This window comes from Mesorhizobium sp. M7A.F.Ca.CA.002.05.1.1, assembly GCF_003998335.1.
GTDB lineage: Bacteria > Pseudomonadota > Alphaproteobacteria > Rhizobiales > Rhizobiaceae > Mesorhizobium.
Window position 1 is genome coordinate 1 of sequence record NZ_RZQI01000478.1, and the last position, 4,568, is coordinate 4,568.

The 4,568-nt window shown below is 61.8% G+C and carries 3 protein-coding genes; 2 read left to right on the forward strand and 1 reads right to left on the reverse strand.

The genetic code is table 11. The annotated features are described in order from the left end of the window. Positions 1-391: TlpA disulfide reductase family protein (locus tag EN939_RS21965; RefSeq protein ID WP_164751137.1), on the forward strand; the 391-nt coding region annotated here is incomplete at its 5' end. A 1-nt stretch (position 392) separates the two neighbouring features. Here EN939_RS21965 and EN939_RS21970 read toward each other — a convergent pair. After that, positions 393-2,825, reverse strand: coding sequence for a sensor domain-containing diguanylate cyclase (locus tag EN939_RS21970; RefSeq protein ID WP_127269633.1), 2,433 nt, complete (start codon positions 2,823-2,825; stop codon positions 393-395). A 359-nt stretch (positions 2,826-3,184) separates the two neighbouring features. Here EN939_RS21970 and ugpB point away from each other — a divergent pair, with 359 nt between their 5' ends. Then, positions 3,185-4,495 carry a sn-glycerol-3-phosphate ABC transporter substrate-binding protein UgpB gene (gene ugpB / locus EN939_RS21975; protein WP_127269634.1) on the forward strand — a complete coding sequence of 437 codons (1,311 nt, stop codon included), beginning with the start codon at positions 3,185-3,187 and terminating at the stop codon, positions 4,493-4,495. Positions 4,496-4,568 lie beyond the last annotated feature (73 nt).

The window sequence follows — 4,568 nt, forward strand, 5'->3', positions numbered from 1 at the left end:
TGCCGATCATGCCGGCAAGACGGTGCTGCTCAATCTGTGGGCGACATGGTGCGCGCCGTGCCGTGCCGAAATGCCGGCGCTCGATGCGCTGCAGAAGGAAAAGGGCAGCGACTCCTTTGAAGTGGTCGCCGTCAACGTCGATGCCGGCGACGATGTGAAGCCGAAGAAGTTCCTCAGCGATACCGGCGTCGCGACGCTCGGCTATTACCGGGATTCGACGATGACGCTGTTCAACGACCTCAAGAAGCGCGGCTTGGCGCTAGGCCTTCCCGTCACCATGCTGATCGACGGCGAGGGCTGCCTGATCGCCCACATGAACGGCCCGGCCGAATGGTCGGGGCCGGACGCCAGGCGGCTGGTCGAGACGGCACTCAAGCCCGAGAGCCTGTAGTCTAGCGTGTGGCTAGCGCGGGTGCGGGCGCGAAGGCCAGAACGCTTCTGTCGCGCAGGCTGGCGGGTTTGCTGCCGACAGCGGGTGCGACGACGCCGGTCAGATCGCCGAATTCCTCGATGAGAGCCGGCTTGCCGATATAGTAGCCCTGGCCGATCTCGCAGGCTTCGGCGTCCAGGAACTTCAGTTCGCCGAGCGTCTCGACACCCTCCGCCAGAACCGGCAGGCCGAGCCCGCGTCCAAGTCCCAGGACGGCGCGCACGATCGCCGCGACCTGGCCGTTCTTGTCGACGGACTTGATGAATGAGCCATCGATCTTGATCTTGTCGAAGGGAAAGGCGCGAAGGTTGGAGAGCGAGGAATAGCCGGTTCCAAAATCGTCCATGGCGACGCGCACGCCCAGCGCCTTGACCTGCCGCAAGGTGGCCAATGCCCGCGGCATGTCCTTGACAAGCGCCGTCTCGGTGATCTCAAGCTCGAGCCTGCCGGGCGCCAGGCCGGAATTCAGCAAGGTTTCGTGGACCTTGCGGCTGAAATTCGTGTTGTGGAGCTGCACCGCCGAAACGTTGACGGCCACCGTCAGCGGATTTTCCCAGCGGGCGGCTTCCTCGCAGGCGGCCGTCAGCACCCATTCGCCAATCTGGCCAATGGCGCCGCTGTCTTCGGCGACCGGGATGAATATGCTCGGCGAGACGTCGCCGCGCGTCGGATGCCGCCACCGGACCAGCGCTTCGAAACCGACCATCTTCCCGCTGCTGATCTCCTTCTGCGGCTGATAGACGAGGTAGAACTCCTGGCGTGCGACCGCCTGGCGCAGTTCGTGCTCCATCACGCGCTTGTCGCGGGCCTCGGCCCCCATCGAAGCTTCGAAATAGCGGTAGGTGTCCTTGCCTTCGGTCTTGGCCCGGTAGAGCGCGGTATCGGCGTGGCTTATCAGGCTGGCCTGGTTTTCGGCATCCGATGGATAAAGCGCAATGCCGATGCTGGCCGACACCAGGCCGCCGCCGACCGAGAGCCGGTTTTCCTCGCGCATGGCGGTCAGCACGGCGTTGGCGATACGGCCCGCCTCCAACGGGTCGGTCAGGTTCGGCGCGATGATGGCGAACTCATCGCCGCCCAGCCGCGCCACCATCTGTCCTTGGCGAAGAATGCCGGTAACGCAGTGCGCAACCTTCTGCAGCATGGCGTCGCCCGCGCCGTGCCCATACAGGTCGTTGACCTCCTTGAACCGGTCGAGATCGAGCAGCAGAAGCGCAAGCTGGCCGCCTTTCCTGGTCCGGCCCATCGCAGCGATTTCCGTCTCCAGCCGGCCGGAAAAGCTGCGGCGATTGGCCAGTCCGGTCAATGGATCGAAATGGGCAAGCCGCAGGATCTCCTGTTCCGCCTTCTTGCGCTCGCGAATGTCGCGGACCGCGACCACGTTGTGAGGCTTGCCACAATAGTCGATGCTCCTGGCGATCAGCTCGACAGGAATGCTCGTGCCATCGCGGCCGCTCAATTCGGCCTCCTGCGGCTGTTCGCCGAAGCCCGACATGTCGGATCCGAAGAGATCGCCAAGCTGCATTCCGTTCAGCGTCGCTGTTGCGATGCCCGTCAATGTCGCCATGCTGTCATTGGCACTGATGATGCGGTGGCCGTCGCAGACGATCAGCCCCTCCACGGCGGCATTGGCCAGGCCGTGCATGCGGTCTACCTCGAGCTTCTGGCGACGGAAGCGCAAATCGATCCACAGCGCCGATGCCGACAGAACCAGGATCACCAGTGTGGCGGCGGCGGCCGCAAAAGCCTGCGAGGTCGGCTCGATCGTATATTCGGATATGACGATCGAGGGATCGGGGAAGATCGAGACGGCACCCATACCGATGAAATGCAGGGTGCAGATTGCCAGCGTCAGCAGCACCGCGCCGCCGGATGTCGCCTTCAAGGAGGGACGGCGCTGCACGACACGCAGCGCCAGCGCCGCGAGCGTCACGCCGGCCAGAAGGGAAACGGCGACAAGCAACAGGTTCCACTCGATGCGGCCCTGAACCTCGAACGCCGCCATACCGATGTAGTGCATGGCCGCGATACCGCCGCCCAGCACGGCGCCGCCGACGAGATGATAGTCGAACTCATTCCGCAAGGTGGCGATCCACATGCCGGCTGCCGTCAGAGTGACCGAAGCAGCGAGCGAAAGCACGGAAAGTGCGGGATCGTAAGCACTGGGTATGCCCGGTGTGAATGCGAGCATGGCGATGAAGTGCGTTGCCCAGATGCCGAAGCCGGTCGAAGTGGCCGCGATCATCAGCCAGGCAAGCCGGTTCCGATCGGTGGAGCGGCTTATGTGATGAAGCAGGTTGACGGCAGAGAAACAGGAAATTCCGCAGATCAGCGCGGCGAGTGCGACCAGTCTCAGATCGTGTTCGTTGACGATACAATTGTAGACCGTCAGCATTTTATTTCACCTGATCTTTGGAAATAAACAGGGCAGCAGGATTGAGTAGCGCGTTGCCGTTGAGGGATCGATAAAGTCGCCTGCAACCTTGGCGTGTCTCTTCGGGTTGCAGCGGCTGCAATCAAGGCTGCCACCCCGAAAGGCAGCTTGGCAGTTCCGACGGTGGTTCCTGGCGCTTGTCGTCGCGCTAAGCCGGCTAACCGTGTGGCTTTCCATGCGTCCAAGCGGAGGCGAGGTGGCGTGAGGTAAAGGGGTGAAGTTCGTCGATCTGCAACAAAACCGTTGTCTGATTGTCATGAGCGACACATATTGCCTTTGCGGGAGTGCCCCTTTCGCCAATGACAAACGGGAGATGAAACATGAAGTCCTTCGGCTTCGCGGCCGGTGTTGCCGCCACCTTTATGCTGCTTTCCTCAACCTCCGCTTTTGCTGTCACGCAGATCAGTTGGTGGCACGCCATGACTGGCGCCAATGCCGAAGTTGTCGACAAGATCTCCAAAGATTTCAATGCCAGCCAGAGCGACTATGAACTCGTTCCGGTGTTCAAAGGCACCTACCCCGAGACGCTGAATGCCGGCATCGCCGCCTACCGTGCCGGCCAGGCGCCCGACATCATGCAGGTGTTCGACGTCGGCACCGGCGTGATGATGGCAGCCGAAGGCGCAATCAAGCCGGCAGCCGATGTGTTGACCAGCGCTGGAATGACCTTCGACAAGAGCCAGTATCTGCCAGGCATAGTCGGCTATTATTCGAAGCCGGACGGCACCATGCTCTCTTTCCCCTATAACTCCTCCTCGCCGATCCTTTATTACAACAAGGATATCTTCAAGAAGGCTGGTCTCGACGTCGACAGCCCACCCAAGACCTGGAATGAGGTGTGGGAAGACGCCAAGAAGATCAAGGCGAGCGGCGCGGCCGCCTGCGGCTACACCTCGACCTGGCTGACCTGGATCCATCTGGAGAATTTCGCGGCCTGGAATGACGTGTCATGGGCCACCCAGCAGAACGGTCTGGCCGGCGGCGATGTCGAGCTCAAGATCAATGCGCCGATTTTCGTCAACCACTTCCAGGCGCTGGCGGACCTCGCCAAGGACGGCACCTTCAAATATGGCGGCCGCACCTCCGAAGCCAAGCAGATCTTCCTCGCCGGCGAATGCGGGATCATGACCGAATCCTCCGGCGGCCTTGGCGATATCGTCAAGTCCGGCATGAATTACGGCATCGGCCAATTGCCCTATGACAGCGACGCCAAGGGCGCACCGCAGAACACGACGCCGGGTGGCGCCAGCCTGTGGGTTTTCGCTGAAAAATCCGACGAGGAATACAAGGGCGTCGCGGCCTTCTTCGCCTACCTGTCGAAGACCGAGGTGCAAGAATACCTGCACCAGAAGTCGGGTTATCTGCCGGTAACGCTTGCCGCCTATGAAGCGACCAAGAAGTCCGGTTTCTATGACAAGAACGTCGGTCGCGAGACCCCGATCCTGCAGATGACGGGTAAGGCGCCGACCGACAATTCCAAGGGCGTACGTCTTCCGAACCTGCCGCAGGTGCGCGATATCCAGAACGAGGAGTTCGAAAAGATGCTCGCCGGCCAGCAAACCGCGCAGCAGGCGCTCGACAATGCGGTTACGCGTGGCAATGCGGCGATCAAGGAAGCGCTGGGGAATTAGAGCGAGCGCAGGTCCTTGCTCTACGGCGCATCCACCTGTCCTGCCAGGCATCTCCCCTCGGCGAGGGGAGTTT

Bases quoted from the DNA above. Each gene is read 5' to 3' on its own strand.
- EN939_RS21970 (WP_127269633.1), bottom strand. From the start codon at position 2,825: ATGCTGACGGTCTACAATTGTATCGTCAACGAACACGATCTGAGACTG.
- ugpB (WP_127269634.1), top strand. From the start codon at position 3,185: ATGAAGTCCTTCGGCTTCGCGGCCGGTGTTGCCGCCACCTTTATGCTG.